Source organism: Streptomyces sp. VNUA24, from assembly GCF_029167005.1.
GTDB lineage: Bacteria > Actinomycetota > Actinomycetes > Streptomycetales > Streptomycetaceae > Streptomyces > Streptomyces scabiei.
Map to the genome: position 1 here is coordinate 3,322,454 of NZ_CP119143.1, position 17,287 is coordinate 3,339,740.

The 17,287-nt window shown below is 72.1% G+C and carries 12 protein-coding genes; 4 read left to right on the plus strand and 8 right to left on the minus strand.

The window, feature by feature from the left end:
• The first annotated feature begins 55 nt into the window (after positions 1-55).
• Positions 56-1,072, plus strand: a complete 1,017-nt coding sequence (locus tag PYR72_RS13840) for a helix-turn-helix transcriptional regulator (protein WP_275455636.1) — start codon at positions 56-58, stop codon at positions 1,070-1,072.
• A 143-nt stretch (positions 1,073-1,215) separates the two neighbouring features.
• Here PYR72_RS13840 and acnA read toward each other — a convergent pair whose 3' ends face one another.
• Positions 1,216-3,933 (minus strand): aconitate hydratase AcnA, encoded by a 2,718-nt coding sequence (gene acnA / locus PYR72_RS13845; protein WP_275455637.1) that lies wholly within the window; start codon positions 3,931-3,933, stop codon positions 1,216-1,218.
• A 923-nt stretch (positions 3,934-4,856) separates the two neighbouring features.
• Here acnA and PYR72_RS13850 point away from each other — a divergent pair.
• The 3 genes from PYR72_RS13850 to PYR72_RS13860 all read left to right on the plus strand — a co-directional run bounded on the left by PYR72_RS13850 (position 4,857) and on the right by PYR72_RS13860 (position 7,526).
• Positions 4,857-5,579 (plus strand): VOC family protein, encoded by a 723-nt coding sequence (locus tag PYR72_RS13850; RefSeq protein WP_275455638.1) that lies wholly within the window; start codon positions 4,857-4,859, stop codon positions 5,577-5,579.
• Between the two features lie 116 nt (positions 5,580-5,695).
• The gene (locus PYR72_RS13855; RefSeq protein ID WP_012999948.1) at positions 5,696-5,893 is read left to right on the plus strand and encodes a DUF4236 domain-containing protein; all 198 of its coding nucleotides are present in this window, start codon (positions 5,696-5,698) and stop codon (positions 5,891-5,893) included.
• A gap of 103 nt (positions 5,894-5,996) precedes the next feature.
• Positions 5,997-7,526 carry a UDP-N-acetylglucosamine 1-carboxyvinyltransferase gene (locus PYR72_RS13860; RefSeq protein WP_275455639.1) on the plus strand — a complete coding sequence of 510 codons (1,530 nt, stop codon included), beginning with the start codon at positions 5,997-5,999 and terminating at the stop codon, positions 7,524-7,526.
• A 164-nt stretch (positions 7,527-7,690) separates the two neighbouring features.
• On the opposite strand, the gene PYR72_RS13865 is transcribed toward PYR72_RS13860, so the two are convergent.
• The 7 genes from PYR72_RS13865 to PYR72_RS13895 all read right to left on the minus strand — a co-directional run bounded on the left by PYR72_RS13865 (position 7,691) and on the right by PYR72_RS13895 (position 17,109).
• Entirely contained in the window at positions 7,691-8,065 is a 375-nt protein-coding gene (locus tag PYR72_RS13865) for a peptidase inhibitor family I36 protein (protein ID WP_275455640.1), read from the minus strand.
• Positions 8,066-8,163: 98 nt separating this feature from the next.
• On the minus strand, positions 8,164-11,274 hold the full coding sequence (locus PYR72_RS13870; protein WP_275455641.1) for a BTAD domain-containing putative transcriptional regulator: 3,111 nt from the start codon (positions 11,272-11,274) through the stop codon (positions 8,164-8,166).
• A 130-nt stretch (positions 11,275-11,404) separates the two neighbouring features.
• A complete protein-coding gene (locus PYR72_RS13875; protein ID WP_275455642.1) occupies positions 11,405-12,580 on the minus strand; it encodes a helix-turn-helix domain-containing protein in 1,176 nt (391 codons plus the stop codon).
• Between the two features lie 35 nt (positions 12,581-12,615).
• Positions 12,616-13,860, minus strand: a complete 1,245-nt coding sequence (locus PYR72_RS13880) for a cation:proton antiporter (RefSeq protein WP_275455643.1) — start codon at positions 13,858-13,860, stop codon at positions 12,616-12,618.
• 715 nt (positions 13,861-14,575) lie between these two features.
• Complete coding sequence (locus PYR72_RS13885) at positions 14,576-16,090, minus strand: flotillin family protein (protein WP_275455644.1); 1,515 nt, start codon at positions 16,088-16,090, stop codon at positions 14,576-14,578.
• 135 nt (positions 16,091-16,225) lie between these two features.
• Positions 16,226-16,735 (minus strand): hypothetical protein, encoded by a 510-nt coding sequence (locus tag PYR72_RS13890; RefSeq protein ID WP_275455645.1) that lies wholly within the window; start codon positions 16,733-16,735, stop codon positions 16,226-16,228.
• Between the two features lie 149 nt (positions 16,736-16,884).
• Positions 16,885-17,109, minus strand: coding sequence for a heavy-metal-associated domain-containing protein (locus PYR72_RS13895; RefSeq protein ID WP_275455646.1), 225 nt, complete (start codon positions 17,107-17,109; stop codon positions 16,885-16,887).
• Between the last annotated feature and the right edge of the window lie 178 nt (positions 17,110-17,287).

Sequence of the window (17,287 nt, forward strand, 5' to 3'; positions counted from 1 at the left end):
GCGGCCCGACCGGCTCGACACCAGCCTTAACAAAGATCGTCTACCGTGCCGAGCCATGGTGAACACGGCACGTGACACGGCCGGACAGAACACGGCGGGACGCACCCCTGCCGCGAGCCCCTGGGCCGCGGTGGGGGTGTCCGCCTTCGAGGAACGGGTGTACCAGGCGATCCTCCATCAACCCGACGCCGGTGCGGCCGGCTGGGCCCTGCTGGCCGGCACCTCCCCCGCCCGGGTGCGCGAGGCATGCAACCAGCTGCTCGGACTCGGGCTGCTCCAGCCCCCGGACTCCATGGGCGGGTTACGGGCGGTCGACCCACGGGTGGCGGTCCGCGCGCTGATCCGCCGGCGCGAGACGGAGTCCGAACTGCTCGCCGCCACCGCCGAGGAGATGGGCACCGCCTACGAGGCCGGCCTCCTGCGGGAGGAACCCTCCCGGCTGATCGAGGTCGCCTCCGGCGAGGGCGCCATCGCGGCGCGTCTGGAGGAGATGTACGCACGCGCCGAGCGGGAGGTGTGCCTTTTCGACACGCCGCCGTATCTCGCCCCGCCCGCGCCGCAGGTGGATCTCCAGGCCGATCTGCTGCGCCGCGGGATCGTCTCCCGCGGGGTGTACGCGGCGGCGGCCCTGGAGGACCCGAAAATACTGTCCCGCACCTGGAAGATGGTGGAACTGGGCGAGCAGGCCCGGGTGTTGCCGTCCGTGCCCCTCAAACTGCTGGTGGTCGACGGGTGCCGGGCGATGCTGCCGCTGACCGCCTCGGCGGCGGGCGGCTACTGCGCCGTCGTGGTGTGGCACTCGGCGGTGACCGAAGCCCTGCAGAAGCTCTTCGAGATGGCCTGGCAGCAGGCGACGCCGCTCGGCCAGCCGACCGTCGACGGTGAACTCCTCGAAGGCGAGCGCGCGTTGATCCGGCTGCTGGCGGCCGGCATGAAGGACGAGGCGGTGGCCCGCCATCTGGGGGTGAGCCTTCGAACCCTGCGGCGCCGCGTGAGCGAGCTCCAGGAGCGGCTGGGGGCGGCGAGCAGGTTCCAACTGGGAGTGAGGGCCGCCCAGCGGGGCTGGGTGTAGCACCCGCACGCCCGAGGCGCCTTGCGCGGGCGGCACGAGTCGCGCGCGGCACGGTTCGCACGCCGCACGGTCGCACACGGCACGGCGAAGGGCCGCATCCCCGTACCACGGGGATGCGGCCCTCGACTGCCGTACCGAGCCGCTTACTTGCGGATCAGGCTGCGCAGCACGTACTGCATGATGCCGCCGTTGCGGTAGTAGTCGGCCTCACCGGGGGTGTCGATGCGGACGACCGCGTCGAACTCGACGCCGCTGTCGGTGGTGACCTTCACCGTGCGCGGGGTGGTGCCGTTGTTCAGCTCCTCGACGCCGGTGAAGGAGAAGGTCTCCTCGCCGGTGAGGCCGAGGGAGGCGGCCGAGGCACCCTCCGGGAACTGCAGCGGGAGCACGCCCATGCCGATGAGGTTCGAGCGGTGGATGCGCTCGTAGGACTCGGCGATCACGGCCTTGACGCCGAGGAGGGCCGTGCCCTTGGCCGCCCAGTCGCGGGAGGAGCCGGAGCCGTACTCCTTGCCGGCCAGGATGACCAGCGGGATGCCCTGCTCGATGTAGTTGCGCGAGGCGTCGTAGATGAACGACACCGGACCGCCGTCCTGGGTGAAGTCGCGGGTGTAGCCGCCCTCGGTGCCCGGCGCGATCTGGTTGCGCAGGCGGATGTTGGCGAACGTGCCGCGGATCATGACCTCGTGGTTGCCGCGGCGCGAGCCGTAGCTGTTGAAGTCACGACGCTCGACACCGTGCTCCGTGAGGTACTTGCCTCCGGGGGTGTCGGCCTTGATCGCGCCGGCCGGGGAGATGTGGTCGGTGGTGACCGAGTCGCCCAGCTTGGCGAGGACGCGGGCGCCGGCGATGTCGGAGACCGGGGTGGTCTCCATCGTCATGCCCTCGAAGTAGGGGGGCTTGCGGACGTACGTCGACTCCGCGTCCCACTCGAAGGTGTTGCCGCTCGGGATCGGCAGCGCCTGCCACTGGGCGTCGCCCGCGAAGACGTCCTGGTAGGACTTGTTGAACATGTCCTCGCCGATGGCGTTGGCCACGACGTCGTTGACCTCGGCCTCGGAGGGCCAGATGTCGGACAGGTAGACCGGCTTGCCCTCCTGGTCCGTGCCGAGGGCGTCACGCGTGATGTCCACCTTCATGGAGCCCGCGAGGGCGTACGCGACGACCAGCGGCGGGGAGGCCAGGTAGTTCATCTTGACGTCGGGGTTGATCCGGCCCTCGAAGTTCCGGTTGCCGGAGAGGACCGAGGTGACCGCGAGGTCGTGGTCGTTGACCGCCTTGGAGACCTCCTCCGGCAGCGGGCCGGAGTTGCCGATGCAGGTGGTGCAGCCGTAGCCGACGAGGTTGAAGCCGACCTTGTCGAGGTACGGGGTCAGGCCCGCCTTGTCGAAGTAGTCGGTGACGACCTTGGAGCCCGGGGCGAGGGTGGTCTTGACCCACGGCTTGCGGGTCAGGCCCTTCTCCACGGCCTTCTTCGCGACGAGCGCGGCGGCGACCATGACGTAGGGGTTGGAGGTGTTGGTGCAGGAGGTGATGGCCGCGACCGTCACCGCGCCGTGGTCGATCTCGTACGTCGAGCCGTCGGGGGCGGTCACGGTGACCGGGTTGGACGGGGCGCCGTTCGGGGCGACGGCCGGGGCGTCGGAGGCCGGGAAGGACTCCTTGCCGGACTCGTCCACGGAGTCGACGTAGTTGAGGACGTCGCTCTTGAACTGCTCGGCGGCGTTCGCGAGGACGATACGGTCCTGCGGGCGCTTCGGGCCGGCGATGGAGGGGACGACCGTGGCGAGGTCCAGCTCCAGCTTCTCGGAGAAGTCCGGCTCGGCGGCCGGGTCCAGCCAGAGGCCCTGCTCCTTGGCGTACGCCTCGACGAGCGCGAGCTGCTGGGCGTCGCGGCCCGTCAGCTTCAGGTACTTGATGGTCTCGTCGTCGATCGGGAAGATCGCGGCGGTGGAGCCGAACTCCGGCGACATGTTGCCGATGGTGGCGCGGTTGGCGAGCGAGGTGGCGGCCACGCCCTCACCGTAGAACTCGACGAACTTGCCGACGACACCGTGCTTGCGGAGCATCTCGGTGATCGTGAGCACGAGGTCGGTGGCGGTGGTGCCGGGGGTCAGCTCACCGGTGAGCTTGAAGCCGACGACGCGCGGGATGAGCATGGAGACCGGCTGGCCCAGCATCGCGGCCTCGGCCTCGATGCCGCCGACGCCCCAGCCCAGAACGCCGAGGCCGTTGACCATGGTGGTGTGCGAGTCGGTGCCGACGAGGGTGTCGGGGTACGCCTGGCCGCCTCGGACCATGACCGTGCGCGCCAGGTGCTCGATGTTCACCTGGTGGACGATGCCGGTGCCGGGGGGTACGACCTTGAAGTCGTCGAAGGCGGTCTGGCCCCAGCGCAGGAACTGGTAGCGCTCCTTGTTGCGGCCGTACTCCAGCTCGACGTTCTGGGCGAAGGCGTCGTGGGTGCCGAACTTGTCGGCGATGACGGAGTGGTCGATGACCAGCTCGGCCGGGGAGAGCGGGTTGACCTTGGCCGGGTCGCCGCCGAGCTCCTTGACGGCCTCACGCATGGTCGCGAGGTCCACGACACAGGGCACGCCCGTGAAGTCCTGCATGATCACGCGGGCCGGGGTGAACTGGATCTCCTGGCTGGGCTGCGCCTGCGAGTCCCAGCCGCCGATGGCACGGATGTGGTCGGCGGTGATGTTCGCGCCGTCCTCCGTGCGGAGCAGGTTCTCCAGCAGGACCTTGAGGCTGTAGGGCAGGCGAGCCGAGCCCTCCACCTTGTCCAGCCGGAAGATCTCGTACGACTCGTCGCCCACCTGCAGCGTGCTGCGGGCGTCGAAGCTGTTCGCCGACACGACAGTCTCCTTCATTCCATGTGCGCGTACCACCGCATCCTGCCGCCAGGCCCTCTTGGCCGATCCGCTAAGGTAAGGCTAAGTTAGGTACCCCTTACCGGGGTGGCGGCCGAGGTGCGCCTCGGCAGATATCTCGATGTCGAGATAACAGTAGTACATGGGCGCGGGCTGGTCATGCCCGGCCCGATGTGGCGTGCGCCAATCTCGCCGGGGCGAGGGACGATCGCCACCGGGCCCGGATGGTGCCGGGTGGCACTTCAGGCGCGCTGCGGGGGTGGCTGTTTCGCGGCGCCGGAGGGCTCGTCGGCTCACGGACGCATTCCGGGCTCGCCGGCTCACGGGCGCATTCCGGGCTCGTCGGCTCACGGGCGCAGTCCGGGCTCGTCGGCTCGCGGGCGCAGTCCGTCCGCGCCGCGAGGAGAGGTCATCCGCGACGCGGGGAGAGGTCATCCGCGACGCCGGGAGGGGCTATCCGTGCCGCGCGCCGCTCGTCCGCCCCGCACCAGAGGGTCCGTCCGCGCCGGGCCGCCCGTCCGCGCCGGGTCCTCCGTCCGCACCGGGCCCTCCGTCCGCGCCAGGCCGTCCGTCCGCGCCGGACGTGCCCCATGGGCTGGTCCGCCCCCACCACAGGCCGGCCCGTCACCACCCTCCGGCCGCCACCGCCCCCGACGGGATTCCCGCACCAACAGCCCGTCCGCCTCACAGACCGGCCAGCCACCGCCGCCCCACCGATCCGCTCCACCCGCTCCATCCGCTCCATCCACGCCCCGAGCCGTTCCGCGTGGCGGGGCGTGGCGTGGCGCGTGTGGGCGTTCTATTTGCGTTGCACGGTGATTCGCGGGCTTCCTAGCATGGTGGGCCTCATGGGCACGGGGACGAGCCCGGTGCGCGGCCGTGAGTCAGCGGATCGGAGATCCCCCGACATGACCTCCCACCTGCACGCACTCTGCTTCGACGCGCACGACCCCGTCGGTCTGGCGCGGTTCTGGGCCGGCGTCCTGGGCTGGGAGACCACCGACGACCCGTACGGCGCCGTCGCGCTCGCCCCGGCCGACGAGAAGGGGTTCCGGCTCCGCTTCCTGCCGAGCCGGCAGGAGAAGACCGTCCCCAACCAGATGCACTTCGACCTCACCAGCCAGTCCCTGGAGGACCAGCGAGAGGTCGTGGCGAGGGCGCTCGGCCTCGGCGGCCGGCACATCGACATCGGCCAGCTCCCGGAAGAGGGACACGTGGTCCTCGCCGACCCCGAGGGCAACGAGTTCTGTGTCATCCCGCCGGGCAACGCGTTCCTCGCCGGCTGTGGGTTCGTCGGCGCCCTGGCGAGCGACGGCTCGCAGGAGGTCGGGTACTTCTGGAGCCGGGCCCTCGGCTGGCCCCTGGTCTGGGACCAGGACGAGGAGACCGCGATCCAGGCACCGCACGGCGGCACGAAGATCACCTGGGGAGGTCCGCCGGTGGCCCCGAAGACCGGGAAGTACCGCCTCCACTTCGATCTCGCCCTCCCCGCCGACGGCGACCAGGAGACGGAGGTCGACCGCCTCGTCGCCCTCGGCGCCACGCGGACCGACATCGGCCAGGGCGACGTCGACTGGGTGGTGCTGGCCGACCCCGACGGCCACGAGTTCTGCGTACTGCCGCCCCGCTGACGCGCACTCCCGAGCCAACGCCCCACCCGGAAGGCGCAGTTGCCGTCGCACGACAGGGATGCACGCCGCCGGGCGGGGTACCCGGTCCGCGTCAAGTAGTCGGGAGGGAGGCACACATGCCGCTCACGTTCCGCAAGAGCTTCCGCATCCTGCCGGGTGTGCGACTGAACATCAACAAGCGCTCCTGGTCCATCACCACCGGGGGCCGCAACGGCCCCCGCCACACCCACAGCAGCACGGGGCGCCGTACGACCTCGATGGACCTGCCCGGCCCCTTCGGCTGGCGCCGCACGCGCAACGCCCGGCGCCACTGAGCCGCATCACGCGGCTGACACCACGTCACCTGAACGGCCCCTCGCCACACCCCCCACAGGCCCCCCAAGAGGCGCAATCTCATATCTGAGATAACCTCACCTCATGGCAGACGACTACCTCGAACGCATCGGCAAGCTCATCCGTGACGCAAGGCAGCACCGTGGCTGGACACAGTCGCAGCTGGCGGAGGCTCTCGGTACGAGTCAGAGCGCGGTGAATCGTATCGAGCGCGGTAATCAAAACATCAGCCTTGAGATGATCGCCCGAATCGGTGAAGCCCTGGACAGCGAGATCGTCTCGCTGGGATACGCGGGTCCGATGCATCTGCGGGTGGTCGGCGGGCGTCGGCTGTCGGGTTCGATCGACGTGAAGACCAGCAAGAACGCGTGTGTCGCGCTGCTGTGCGCCTCCTTGTTGAACAAGGGGCGCACAGTGCTGCGCAGGGTGGCCCGCATCGAGGAGGTGTACCGCCTGCTGGAGGTGCTCGGCTCCATCGGCGTACGCACCCGGTGGATCAACGGCGGTGTCGACCTGGAGATCGTGCCGCCGGCCGCGCTGGACCTCGCCGCGATCGACGCGGACGCCGCCCGCCGCACGCGCTCGATCATCATGTTCCTCGGCCCCCTGCTGCACCGCATGGACCACTTCACGCTGCCCTACGCGGGCGGTTGCGACCTGGGGACGCGGACGATCGAGCCGCACATGATCGCGCTGCGCCGGTTCGGCCTCGACATCACGGCCACCGAAGGGCTGTACCACGCCGAGGTGGACCGGTCGGTCACCCCCGGCCGCCCGATCGTGCTGACCGAGCGCGGCGACACGGTGACGGAGAACGCGCTGCTGGCCGCCGCCCGCCACGACGGTGTGACGGTCATCCGCAACGCCTCCTCCAACTACATGGTCCAGGACCTCTGCTTCTTCCTGGAGGCGCTCGGCGTACGGGTGGAGGGCATCGGCACCACCACCCTCACCGTGCACGGGGTACCGCACCTCGACGTGGACGTCGACTACTCGCCCTCCGAGGACCCGGTGGAGGCGATGAGCCTGCTGGCCGCCGCCGTCGTCACGGAGTCCGAACTGACCGTGCGCCGGGTGCCGATCGAGTTCCTGGAGATCGAACTGGCGGTCCTGGAGGAGATGGGGCTCGACCACGACCGCTCACCGGAGTACGTCGCCGACAACGGCCGTACCCGCCTGGTGGACCTCACCGTCCGCCCCTCGAAACTCCAGGCGCCGATCGACAAGATCCACCCCATGCCGTTCCCCGGCCTGAACATCGACAACGTCCCGTTCTTCGCGGCCATCGCCGCCTCCGCACAGGGCCAGACCCTCATCCACGACTGGGTCTACGACAACCGCGCGATCTACCTGACCGACCTCAACCGCCTGGGCGGCCGCCTCCAACTCCTCGACCCGCACCGGGTCCTGGTCGAGGGCCCCACCCGCTGGCGCGCCGCCGAGATGATGTGCCCGCCGGCCCTCCGCCCGGCCGTGGTCGTCCTCTTGGCGATGATGGCCGCCGAGGGCACGTCGGTGCTCCGCAACGTCTATGTCATCAACCGGGGTTACGAGGACCTGGCGGAACGCCTGAACACGGTGGGGGCACAGATCGAGATCTTCCGGGACATCTGACCGCCGGATCACGAAGCCGGGATCACCCTCACCCCGCCCGAACCCGGCCATCCACCCCTGCGTCGCGATCATGGAGGCCGTACGGCGGTCGGGTCACCCGGCGACCCGGGACGTGGCACGGCCGCCGCGGGTGTCCGCGGCGGCCGTGCGTACGGTGGCGGGGATCAGCACTCGCCGCGCCAGGTGGCCTTCTTGAAGACGACGCCGGACACGAAGTTCCACTTGTAGTCGCCGGGACCCGGGTTGAAGTGGAGGCAGTCGCTGTACGTGCCGCCGTTGTAGGTCCACGTGAGCTGGATGTGGTCGCCACCGGGGAAGCTCGTGCCGTTGTTGAAGACGGACAGCCCGCTGACACTGCCGGACCAGTTGCCCTGGCTCTCCACCAGCAGGGAACCGGTCTGGTTCTGGCCGGAGTAGATGCAGAACGCTCCTCGGTCGCAGCCCGGCGGATTCGGTTCGGCGGACGCGGTGGGTGCCACGACGGCCACGGCGGCCAGGGCGGCGGATGCGGACAGAGTCGCGATGGTGCGCTTGCGCATCGGTTTCTTCCCCCTTGTTTCGGGTCGTGTTCCTGCGGTGCCCCCTCACTGTGGGCGACGGTGGTGCAGCCGGAGCGCAGTGCCGGTTCAGTCCTGGTTCAGCCCGTGCGCACGCTCGGGTCCTGCTCCTCGGCCGCGCGGAGCTCGGCGTACTCCCGGGTGCCGTAGAGCTGGAAGGTCAGCAGCGCCTCCTGGCGCAGCGCGCGGGCGCGGGGCCGGTCGCCGACGAGTTCGTGGAGCCGGGACAGATCGCGCAGGGTGCGGGCGCGGAAGACCGGGTGCCTCAGCCGTGTCCAGAGGTCCAGTGCCTGCCCCAGGCAGGCCGACGCGTGGTCCACCCGCCCCTGGGCGAGGTGCAGTTCGCCCAGCGTGCGCAGCAGCAGGGCCTCGCCGAACCCGTCGTCCAGTTCCCGGCACACCCGCAGTGCGCCGAGCAGCGCGGGCAGTTCCGCGTCGTCGGGCCGCAGCCGGAAGCGGACCTTGGCCAACGCCTGTACGGCGTACGCCTCCATCAGCCGGTCGCCGGCCGACCGCTGGAGGTGCAGGGCCCGCGCGCAGTGCTCCTCGGCGCGCGCCAGGTCACCGTCCGCACGGTGCACCAGGCCGATCGCGCGCAGTGCCAGCCCCTCACCGCGCCGGCTGCCGATCGACCGGTAGAGCGTGAGCGCCTCGCGCAGGTGGGCCGTCGCCTCCGGGGAGTTGCCCTTCTCCCGCAGGATGGACCCGAGGTCGTAGCGGGCACCCGCCGCCCCCACGTCGTCCCCGAGTGTCTCGAAGGCGGACAGGGCCTGTTCCAGACAGGCCGTCGCCTCGGTGAAGTTGCCCCGCTCCCTGCCGACGGCGGCGATCCCCGCGAGGGCCGTGGCCCGGCCGCCGAGGTCGCCCAGCCGTTCGAACCCGGCCAGCGCCTCGCGGAAGTGGCGGTCGGCCTCGTCGAACCGGTCCTGTTCGTAGCGCAGTTGTCCGAGACCGGTGAGCAGTACGGCCTCCCCGCGCGGGTTCGCCGCCCGGCGGACGGCGCCGAGGGCGGCCTCGTGGGTCCGCTGCCACTCCTCGAACTGGTTGTTCACCCGGAAGGATGCCTGGACGAGCGCCGCCGCCACGTCGCACGCCTCCTCGTCGAGGCCGAGGCGCGCGGCCAGCATCACCCCGGCGACCAGCGAACCGTGCTCGGCCCGCAGCCATGCCCGCGGATCGGCCAGCAGCCGCCCGCCCAGTCCCAGGTCGGAGCCCTCTCCGGCGCCCTGGGGAGCGAGACGCGGCACCCCGGTGGGGTCGAGGTCCCCGGCCCGGCGGGTGAGCGCGAGCCAGGTGCGCAGCAGCCGTGACAGCGCCACGGACCGGGTCCGCCGGGTGTCCTCCAGCTCGGCCCGCTCCCGGGCGTACAGACGGACCAGGTCGTGGAAGCGGTACCGCACGCGGCCCGTGCCGTCCGCCCCCAGCGGCTCCAGCAGATGGGCGTCGGCCAGCCGGTCGACCAGGCGCTCCGCGTCGGCCACGTCGATGCCGGCCAGCGGCGCGGCCACCCAGGGGGCGAGGTCCGGTGAGGTGAGCATGCCGAGCCGGCGGAAGACCAGTCGTTCCGGCTCCGGCAGCGCGCGGTAGCTGACCTCGATCCCGGCGCGTACGTCCAGGTCCCCGGAGGCCATCTCGTCCAGCCGGACGTGTTCGTCGCGCAGCCGCTCGGCCAGGGCACCGAGCGGCCAGGCGCTGCGGGTGCCGAGCCGGGATCCCGCGATACGCAGAGCCAGCGGGAGCCCTCCGGACATCTGGGCGATCTCGGCCGCCGCCTCGGGCTCCGCCGTCGTCCTGTCGGCCCCCGCGAGGCGGGCCAGGAGCCGCAGGGCGTGGGCGGGGCTCAGCACCTCAAGGCCCACCCGCTCGACAGAGTCCAGGCCGTGCAGGGCCTTCCGGCTGCTGATCAGCACGGCGCTGCCGCTGCCCGCTCCCGGCAGCAGGGGCCGCACCTGCTCCTCACCGGTGGCGTCGTCCAGCACCACGAGCACCCGCAGACCCGCCAGCACAGTTCGGAACGCGGCGGCCCGTTCGGGCAGCGACGGGGGGATCCGGCCCGGGCCGATGCCCAGCGCGCGCAGGAACCCCGCGAGGACCTCGGCGGGGTCGGCCGTCCCCGCGGGGTCCCCACCGCCCAGTCCGGCATGGAGCTGCCCGTCCGGGAAGGCGGCTGCGACCCGGTGCGCGACATGCAGCGCCAGTGCCGTCTTTCCGACGCCCGCCATCCCGTGCACGACGCAGACCCGGCCGTGCTCCCCGCTCTCCCGCAGCGCGGCTTCCAGACGGGCCGCCTCCCTCTCGCGCCCCGTCAGCCACGTCGGCGGGGCCGGCAACTGCACGGGGGCCGCCGGCGTCCCGCCGGGCGGGCGCCCCGCCCCTGCCCCCCAGCCCGCGCGCGCCTCCTCCAGGACCCCGGCTCCGACTCCGACTCCGACTCCGACGGGCCGGTCGGCCGCCAGCAGCCGGGCGTGCACCTCCCTCAGCTCCGGGCCGGGTTCGATACCCAGCTCGCCGCGCAGCCGGCGACGGGCGTCCCGGTAGACCCCCAGGGCGTCCGCCCGGCGTCCGCAGCGGTCCAGGGCGGTGATGAGCAGCACCCGTAATCGTTCCCGCAGGGGATGCTCGGCCACCAGTCCGGTGAGGTCCCCCACCAGTTCCGCTCCGCCGCCCACCACCAGCCGCGCGTCGAGCACGCGTTCCACGGTGGCCAGCCGGATCTCCTCCAGCCGGGCCGCCTCGGCCTGGAGCACCGGGGTCGTCGGGGCGCCGAGGGCGGGTCCCCTCCACAGGCCCAGCGCCTCCTCGAAGAGGTCCGCCGCGCCGCCGTGTTCGCCCCGGGCCGCCTGTACGTGTCCCCGTTCCAGCAGTGTCCGGAACAGCTGGAGATCCAGCTGTCCCTCCTCCGGCTCGAACACATAGCCACGGGGGCGCGTGGTGATCACTTCCCGGTCGTCCGCGCCGTGCAGCACCTGGCGCAGCCGGAGGACGTACCCCTGCACCAGCTTGGCCGCCGACGCCGGGGGCCGGTCCCCCCAGACCGCGTCGACCAGGCGGTCGACCGACACCAGCTTCCCGGCCTCCACCAGCCCGGCGGTGAGCAGCGCGGTCGGCTTGCGCGGGAACGGCGGCAGCCTTCGTCCGTGAGTCCACACCTCGACCGGCCCCAGCACCCGGAACTCCACCTGTTCCCCCAAGGCTCCCGATCACCGTGGCGCACCGGTCGTGTGCGCCGCCACTCGAAGCCCTCGCCGTCCACGATCCCCGTGCCGCCCATCCGACGCCAGACACACACCGGCCAGCGGGCCGGGAATTGGCCGAACCCCGCTACGGCGTGGTCTCCGCCGGACTCAGGGGTCTGGTCGGCCAGTCCAGGAGGCGGGCGCCGATGACCGCCGTCTGGAGGGTGTAGCGGTCGGCGGGGTCGGCCGGGTCCGCGCCGGTGAGGGTGTGGACGCGGGCCAGCCGGTAGGTGAGGGCGCGCACGCTGAGGGAGAGGCGGCGGGCGGTCGACGCGGCCACGCACCCGGTGTCGAAGTAGGCCGTGAGGGTGTCGAGCAGGGGCCGCACCCCGCCCCGTGCCTGCTCCAGGGGGCCGAGCGTGCTGCTGACCAGGTCGACGAGGGCCTGCCGGTCGCGGGCGAGGACGGGAAAGACCAGCAGGTCGGCGGCGCGGAGCAGGGGCTCCTCCAGGCCCATGCGCTGGGCCACGTCCAGGGCGTTGAGCGCTTCCTCGTAACTGTGGCCGATGCCGACCGTGCCGGACCGGGAACGGCCGATGGCGACCTGGGCCCGGCCGGTGGCGGCGTAGGAGCGTTTGGCGAAGTGGGTGAGGACGTCGTCCTGGTCGCCCGGCGCGATGCACACCATCCGGCCGTCCTTGGTGGTGAACAGGATGCGGCGGTTCTCGAAGCGGGCGAACAGGTCGCTCGCCACCTGCCGGGGCACGGGGTCGGTCTCGTCGTACTTCTCGGGTCCCTCGGCGACGGCGACCGCGTGCGCGCGCGACAGGCGCAGTCCGAACCGCTCGGACCGGGCCGCGAGTTGGCCCTGGTCGCCGCGGCCGTGGAGCAGGTCGTCGATGAACTCGCGGCGGGCGGCCTCCTCCTTGCGGACCACGAGCCGCTGGGCTCGCTCGTAGCCGTCGGCGAAGGCGTCCACGGCCTGCTCGATGACGGCGAGGACGCTGTCCGGGTCGGCCGCGCGCGGCCAGTTCTCGCGGCCGGCCACGAGATGCGCCCGTACCAGGGAGCGCCAGCCGTGCCCGGCCTCGGCCGCCCGTGCGCCGAGCGCCCGCCGCGACTCGATCTCGTCGCGGGTCAGACGGCGGCCGGTGGGCGCGGCGTCCGCGAGGACCCGCTCGAAGCCGTCGAGGAAGTCCTCACCGGCAGCGGTGGCACCGGCGACGGCGGCACCGTCACCGGCCGGGGTCCGGACGCCGCCGCCCCGGCCGGTCACGTCCGGGCGGTCGACGGCCGTGAGGTTCCCGTGGTGACCGTTCATGGTTCCTGTCCTCCCCGTTCGGTTCGCGCGGTGGGTCACACGTTCGCGTGGACCGCCTCGGCGGTGGGCTCGGGGTCGGGTGCGGGCCGTGTCGCCGGCGTCCGCCGGTCCTCGGCCGACCCGCGGCGGACGAACCGGGTGAGCCGGGTGGCCAGGGGTTCGGTCCAGCGGGCGGTGAGGGGGCCGAGGACGACCAGGATGAGGACGTACGCGGTCGCGAGGGGACCGACGCGGGGCTCGACGCCGACGGCGAGGCCGGCGATGACGATGGAGAACTCGCCCCGGGCGACCAGCGTTCCGCCCGCCCGCCAGCGGCCCTTGACGGAGATCCCCGCCCGGCGGGCCGCCCAGTAGCCGGTGGCGATCTTCGTGAGGGTGGTGACGGCGGCCAGCGCGAGGGCCGGGAGGAGGACGGGCGGGATGGCGGCGGGGTCGGTGTGCAGGCCGAAGAAGACGAAGAAGACCGCGGCGAACAGGTCCCGCAGCGGGCTGAGGATGCTGCTGGCGCCCTCGGCGACCTCACCGGACAGCGCGATGCCGACCAGGAACGCGCCCACGGCCGCCGAGACCTGGAGGTGCTGGGCGACCCCGGCGACGACGAGCGTGAGGCCGAGGACGACCAGGAGGAGCATCTCGGCGCTGTCGGAGGAGACGGCACGGCTGATCAGCCGGCCGTGGCGCAGGGCGACGTAGAGGACGGCCCCGACCGTGCCCAGGGCGATCAGGAGGGTGAGGGCGCCGCCCGCCAGGCTCACCCCGGCGAGCAGGGCGGTCAGGATCGGCAGGTAGACGGCCATGGAGAGGTCTTCGAGGACGAGGACGCCGAGCACGACCGGGGTCTCGCGGTTGCCGAGGCGGCGCAGGTCGCCGAGGACCTTCGCGATGACGCCGGAGGAAGAGATCCAGGTGACGCCGGCCAGCGCGACGGCGGCGACCGGGCCCCAGCCGAGCAGCAGCGCCATCGCGGCGCCGGGGGCGGCGTTGAGGACGAAGTCGACCGCGCCGGAGGGGTACTGGGTCTTGAGGTTGGTGACGAGTTCCGAGGCGCTGTACTCCAGGCCGAGCAGGAGCAGCAGGAGGATGACGCCGATCTCGGCGCCGGTGGCGACGAACTCCTCGCTGGCCTGCAGGGGAAGTATGCCGCCCTGGCCGAAGGCGAGCCCGGCGAGCAGATAGAGCGGTATGGGTGAGAAGCCCACCCGGCCGGCGAGGCGGCCCAGCAGACCCAGGGCGAGAATGATCGCCCCGAGTTCGATGAGCATGGCGGTGGTGTCGTGCACGGGCGTCTGTCCTCCGTTGACGGGTGCGGTGACGGCGTCTGTGCCTGGTTCGGGTGCGGTGGCGGGGTTCGTTGGCGGGTTCGGTGCGGGTGCGTGGTCGGGTGCGTTGTTCGGGTGCGGTGGCGGGTTCGTTGTCGGGTTCGGTGCGGGTGCGTGGTCGGGTGCGTTGTTCGAGTGCGGTGGCGGGTTCGTTGTCGGGTTCGGTGCGGGTGCGTGGTCGAGTGCGTTGTTCGGGTTCGATGGCGGGTGCGCGTGCGGACGCGGGGACGCGAAGAACCCGGGCGGTCGGGGCCGTTGCCGCGGGCCGGCGCGCCGGACGGACGGGCCGGCCGTGGCGTACGGGCATGCGGGTGCCACCCCTGGAGCGATCGCTCACATGGCGAGGCGTCGACCGCCCGACGGCGTCGGGCGGTCGACGGACTTCTCTACGGCGGTGGGGGTGTCAGTGCGCGCGGCGGTCGCTCGGACCCACGGCGCGGCCGGTATCGGGTACGGCGTCGCGCGCGGCGTTCAGGACGCGCACGCGGATGATCCGCCCCATGTCACGCCTCCCCACACGCGGTCGGTATGCCACCGATCCACACTCGAACGAATGAGCAAATCAGCGCTCAGCAGAGCGTAAGCGCTTGGTAAAGGATTCTAGCGCACTACGAAAAGGTAAAATCACACAATAGGTAAAGCGCTGCCCATTTCCCTTTGCCTCAGGTTCATCCTGTCACTCGCCGATCTCCACCTTGCCGTTGTCACCGGCCCGCGCCGACGCCTTGTCCCGGGTGACCCCCTTCAGGAGTTCCGCGAGGTCGACACCCGTGGTGGAACCGAGCAGTTCGAGTCCCTGGGCGACGTTGTCGGCGACCGCGCGCGGGATGCGGGCGGCACCGTCGGTGGAGATGACCGTCATCTTCTCCACGGCGGCGAGCGGTTCGGACGCCTTGGCGACGACCTGGGGCAGCACCTCGACGAGCATCTGCAGCACCGCGGCGTCGCCGTACCGTCCGAAGGCGTCCGCCTTCTGCCGCATCGCCTCGGCCTCGGCCGCGCCCTTCGCGCCGATCGCCGCGGCCTCCGCCTCGCCCTCCAGCCGTACCGCCTCCGCGATCGCCGCCCGCCGCGCCCGCTCGGACTCGCCCTGACGGAGGCCCTCGACGGCCTCGGCCTCGGCCAGCGCGGTCCGCCGCTGCTTCTCGCCCTCACCGGTCAGCCGTGCCCGCTCCGCCTCCGCCTGGGCGCCCGCGATCTCGGCCAGCCGCTCGGCCTCGGCCTGCTTCACCCGGGCGACCCGACGGGCCTCGGCCTCCTGTTCGGCGGCGTACCGCTGGGCGTCGGCCGGCTTGCGGACCTCGGTGTCGAGCTGACGGTCCTTCAACGCGGCCTGTCGCTCGGCGACCTTCTCCTGCTGGGTGAGGATGTCCTGCTGCCGGGCCGCCTCGGCGAGCGGTCCGGCCGCGTTCGCCTGCGCCGCCGCCGAGTCCGTCTCGGCCTTGATCTCGGCCTGCTTGAGGGAGAAGGTCCGCTGGGCGACCGCGATCTCCTCCTCCGCCTTCAGCCGGGCCTGCTCGGCGGCGCGCCGGGCCACGGCCTCGGCGATGTCGGCCTCCTGCTTGGCGCGCGCGGCCTCCGGGCGGCCGAGGTCCTCCAGGTAGGAGCCCTCGGTGGTGATGTCCTGGATCTGGAAGGCGTCCAGCACCAGGCCCTGCCCGGAGAGACTGGCCTCCGCCTCCTCGGCGACCTGGCCGGCGAACGCGGCCCGGTCGCGGATGACGTCCTCCACGGACATCCGGCCGACGATGGCCCGCAGCGCACCCGACAGCACCTCCTGGGTGAAGCCCACGATGCCGTCCTGCTGCATCAGGAACCGCTGGGCGGCGGCCCGGATCGAGTCCTCGGTGCCGCCGACCTTGACGATGGCGACCCCTTCGAGGTTCGCCTTGATCCCGCGCAGGGTGACCGCGCCGCGCACGGCCACCGGGATGTGACGCGACGACAGGTCCAGGGTGAACCGCTGCTGCACGAAGGGCATGACGAACACCCCGCCGCCGACCACGACCTTCTGGCCGCTGTTGTCGGTGAACACCCGCCCGGTCTCCGGATCGGTGGCCTGCTTGCCGCGCCGGCCGGTGACGATGAACGCCTCGCTGGGCCCCGCGACCTTGTAGCGGGTGACCACGACCAGGGCCAGCAGGACCAGGAGTACGACGACTCCCACCACCGCGAAAAGAACTGGACTCATGAAGAACGCCCCCGAATCACAAAGAGGAAAGAAAAGAACAGGAAAAGCCGAAAAAGAGCCGGAAAGGGCGCAGAGAGGGGTGCAGCGGAGCGCCGGCGGGTGACACGAAGGACGCAGGGAAGAGGCGGAGGCGGCTCAGCGCTCCACGGGACGCACCAGAACCGACGTGGCCGTCGGCGCCGCCTCCACCCACACCTCGGCCCCCCGCGCCACCGGCCCCCCGCTGCGCGCGGCGAGTTTCACCGGCTGCCCCGCGAGACGGACCAGCACCTCACCGAACCCGTCGGCGGGAATGGCGGTCACCACCCGCCCCGAGGTACCCACCAGATCGGCACCCCGGGGCGCGACGGCCGTCCGGTCGCCCGCCAGGGCCCGGCCGAAGCGGTACGTCGACCAGCCCGCGGCGGCCCCCACGACCGCACCGCATCCGGTGGCGAGCACCGGTCCCGCACCCAGCAGTTCGGCCGCGAGGACCCCGCCGAACCCGGTCGCCGACAGGAATCCGGCGACGACCGGCAACGACAGCCATCCGTCCAGGACACCGCCCGGCGCACCGTCGAACGCGCCGTCGAGCATCCCGTCGAAGACCAGCGACAGGACGAGCAGCGCCACCCCCGTGATGCCGAGTCCGTAGAACCAGGCCATACGCGCCGTCCCCCTCCCGTCCCGCCGCCGGTCTCCGGCTCGGAGGGATCGTCACACGGGTCCGGGGGCCGGTTCACTGCCGGATTCCGGCAATGTTCGGATGCTTTTCCTTCCGGCTTCCCTTCCGGCTTCCCTTCCGGCTTTCCGGCTCAGGCCGCGGCCCGCCGCACGACCTCCGCGACCTCGTAACCGGCCTCGGCGATCGCCGCACGCACGGCCGCGTCCTCGGCCGCCTCCCCGCGTACGGTCACCAGGCCGGCGCGGATGTCGACGTCGACCTCGGTGACGCCAGGCACCGCGGCGACCTCCTCGGCGACACTCGTGGCGCAGTGCTCGCAGCTCATTCCGGACACGGTGAAGTACTTCTCGGCCATGGGTCGCTCCTGTCCTCGGGCGGCCCGGTGACCGTGCCGTCGGGGGCGCACGGGCCGCGTGGCACGAGGTACGGCGGACCGCCCCACGACGTTCATCCGGGGCCCGTAAGTGACCGGCAGGTAACCGGCCCGATTTCAAGGTCACCCCGGGGAGGGCAAGGTCACAGCCGTGCCCCCT